Here is a 3398-nt window from a genome sequence, read left to right as displayed (position 1 = left end):
GACAGGCCGGAGGGTCGTCCGCTGCTGCTGGGCTCGATCAAGTCGAACATCGGGCACACCCAGGCCGCCGCCGGCGTCGCCGGCGTCATCAAGATGGTCCTGGCCATGCAGTACGGGGTGCTCCCGCAGACCCTCCACGTGGACGCCCCGACCCCCCACGTCGACTGGTCGAGCGGTGACGTGGAGCTGCTGACCGAGGCCGTGGACTGGCCGGAGACCGGGCGTCCGCGCCGAGCCGGCGTCTCCTCGTTCGGCATCAGCGGCACCAACGCCCACACGATCGTCGAGCAGGCCCCGGACGCCGAACCGACGGTGGACGCCGAGCCGCGCCCGGCGGACCGACGCACCGCCGCCGTCCGAGTCCTCCCGTACCTCCCCTACCTCCTCTCCGGCAGGACCGAGGACCCGCGTTCGCGGACGCGCTGGACGCCGTGTGTGCCCGTATGGACGGCCACCTCGAACTCCCTCTGAGGGAGGTCCTGTTCGGGTCGGATGCTGCTGTGTTGGACCGGACGGAGTACGCCCAGCCGGCGCTCTTCGCGGTCGAGGTGGCGCTGTTCCGCCTGCTCGAGAGCTGGGGTGTGCGGCCGGACTTCGTGTCCGGTCATTCGATCGGTGAGATCGCCGCCGCGCACGTGGCCGGGGTGCTGTCCCTGGACGACGCGTGCGTGCTGGTGGCGGCGCGGGGCCGGCTCATGCAGGCGTTGCCTGCGGGTGGGGCGATGGTTGCGGTGGAGGCGTCGGAGGACGAGGTCCTGCCGTTCCTGACCGGATCCGACCGGGTCAGCGTGGCCGCGGTCAACGGCCCGCGGTCGGTGGTGGTCGCGGGTGACGAGGACGCGGTGGTCGCCGTCGCCGAGGCCTTCGCGGGCCAGGGGCGCAAGACCAAGCGGCTGACGGTCAGCCACGCGTTCCACTCGCCGCACATGGACGGGATGCTCGACGCCTTCCGTGAGGTGGTGGCGGGCCTGTCCTTCGCCGCGCCCCGCATTCCGGTCGTGTCCTGCCTGACCGGTGCCCTCGTCACCGACGAGATGGGCACGGCCGACTTCTGGGTCCGGCACGTGCGCGAGGCCGTCCGCTTCCTCGACGGCGTCCGCGCGCTGGAGGCCGCGGGCGTGACCACGTACCTCGAACTCGGGCCCGAGGGCGTGCTCTCCGCCCTCGCCCAGGACTGCCAGACCGGCACCCCGCACGCCGTCTTCGCCGCGCTGCTCCGTTCCGGCCGCCCCGAGGTCGAGACCCTGGTCGGCGCCCTTGCCCGGGCACACGTCCATGGTGTGGCGGTCGACTGGGAGGCGTTCTTCGCGGGGTCGGGTGCGCGGCGGGTGGACCTGCCGACGTACGCGTTCCAGCGTCGGCGGTTCTGGCCGAGCGCGTCGGTCCTCGCGGCCACGGATCCCGAGTCGATCGGCCTCGGAGACGCCGGGCACCCGCTGCTGGGTGCGGCCGTGGCGCCGGCCGACTCCGAGGGCGTGCTCCTGGCGGGCCGGCTGTCGCTCGACACCCACCCCTGGCTCGCCGACCACACCATCCACGGTTCCGCGCTGCTGCCCGGCACCGCCTTCGTCGACCTGGCGATCCGGGCCGGCGACCAGGTCGGTTGCGAGGTGCTGGAGGAGCTGACGCTGGAGGCGCCGCTCGTGCTGCCCGAACGGGGCGGCGTGCAGCTCCAGCTCGTGGTGGAGGCGCCGGACGCCGCCGCGCGGCGGTCGTTCGCGGTCTACTCGCGGCGCCCGGACGCGCTCATCGGCGAGCCGTGCCCTCCTGCCCTTCGCCTGGTCGGGCGTCTCGCTCTACGCGGTGGGTGCGTCCGCTCTGCGGATGCGGCTGGTTCCGGTGTCGTCGGGGGACCCGCACAGCCTTGCGCTGCTGGTCGCGGACGAGACGGGTCGGCCGGTGGCTGCGGTGGAGTCGCTGACGCTGCGTCCGGCCTCCGCCGACCAGGTCCACGCGGCCGGCGCCGGCCACGAGTCGCTGTTCCGCGTGGAGTGGCTGCCCGTATCCGCACCCCACGCCCCGTCCGCCTCCGGAGACCTCCGCTGGGCCGTGCTGGGGCGGGACACGATCGGCCTGGGCGGGCCCGGAGGCCCGGGCGCCCGCGTCACGGAGTACGCCGACCTGGCGGAGCTCGGTGCGGCCCTCGACGCCGGCGGACCGGCTCCCGACGCCGTGTTCGTCATGCCGGCAGACGGAGACGGGCAGTCCGCTGTCGGCACGGTCGGGATGGTCGGCCGGGTGCACGGCGCGGTGAACGCGGCGCTGGCGGCGGTGCAGGAATGGCTGGCGGACGAGCGGTTCGCGGGCACGCGCCTGGTGTGGGTGACCTCCGGTGCGGTGGGCGTCGGGCGTGGCGCGGGGGTGGCGGACCTGGCGGGCAGCGCGGTGCGCGGCCTGCTGCGCTCGGCGCAGTCGGAGAACCCCGGTCAGCTCCTCATGCTCGACCTCGGTGCCGACGTCGACGCGGCGTCGCTGGCCGCGGGTTCGCCCGGCATCTGGTGTCGGCGTACGGGGTGCGGCGTCTGCTGCTGACGAGTCGGCGCGGTCCGGACGCCGCCGGTGCTGCTGAACTGGTGGCGGAGTTGGAGGGGCTGGGGGCGGAGGTCGACCTCGTCGCGTGTGACGTGGCCGATCGCGAGGCCCTGGCCGGACTGCTGGCGTCCGTACCTGCGGAGCACCCGCTGACCGCTGTCGTCCATACGGCGGGCGTGCTGGACGACGGCGTTCTGGCGTCCCTCACGCCGGAGCGGGTGGCGGGCGTGCTGCGTCCGAAGGTGGACGCGGCGTGGAACCTGCACGAGCTGACCCGGGACCTGGACCTCTCCGCCTTCGTCCTGTTCTCGGGTGCGGCGGCCGCGTTCGGTGCGGCGGGCCAGGCGAACTACGCGGCCGCGAACTCCTTCTTGGAGGCGTTGGCCGAGCGGCGGCGGGCGGAGGGTCTGCCGGCGGTCTCGCTCGCCTGGGGCCTGTGGGCCCCGCAGGACGGCGTCGACGGGGGCATGGCGGGGCAGCTCGACGAGGTCGACCTGCGTCGCATCGCCCGTGACGGCGTCGCCGCCCTCACTGCCGACGAGGGCCTTGCCCTCTTCGACACGGCGGTGACGGCGGACGCGGCGGTGCTGCTGCCGATGCACCTCGACGTGTCGGTACTGCGTGCGCAGGCCGTGTCCGCGGGCTCGACCCCCGCCCTGCTGCGGGCGCTCGTACGGGTGCCCGCCCGCCGCACGGCGGAGCGGCCGGCCGGGAGCGGAGGTACGGACGCCCTCTCGCCGCTGGTGGCACGGCTCCTGGCCGTTCCGGTGGCGGAGCGTGAGGGCGTGCTGTTGGAGGTGGTGTGCGGCAGGGTCGCGGCCGTGCTCGGCCACGGCGGTGGCGATGCGGTGGCTGCCGAGCGCGCT

1 pseudogene is annotated in these 3398 nt (G+C 74.7%); it reads left to right on the top strand.

Going from position 1 to position 3398, the window contains the following annotated elements:
- Window positions 1–3398 (top strand): annotated as a pseudogene (locus tag IF43_RS40220) (acyltransferase domain-containing protein); the annotation flags it as partial.

This window comes from Streptomyces sp. NRRL S-87, from assembly GCF_000719335.1.
In the GTDB taxonomy this organism is placed as follows: Bacteria; Actinomycetota; Actinomycetes; order Streptomycetales; family Streptomycetaceae; genus Streptomyces.
Note: the sequence above shows the minus strand (reverse complement) of the source record. Positions and strands in the feature narration are given on the sequence as shown.